The 213-nt window shown below is 64.3% G+C and carries 1 pseudogene; it reads right to left on the reverse strand.

The window, feature by feature from the left end:
- Positions 1-213, reverse strand: a pseudogene (locus ACW9IR_RS30420) (nicotinamidase); the annotation flags it as partial.

A 213-nucleotide genomic window follows, 5' to 3' on the forward strand; every position in this document is an offset into this window, starting at 1 on the left:
TGTCGTGCAGGTCGTGGTAGCAGGCGCCGTAGGGGTGCAGGTCGGGTTCCACGCCTTTCCAGATGAAGTAGTCGTAGTCATAAGGCGTGGGCAATTCGTCGAGCAAGGTGAAGCCCTCGGTGCCCGGCACGCAATGGCTCACCCAGGTCACATCGGCGTGGGCCAGGCCGGTGGGTTGCAGCATCTCGCTGTGCTGCGACACCACCCAGGGCG

The sequence above is a fragment of the Pseudomonas sp. SDT291_1_S447 genome, from assembly GCF_054070155.1.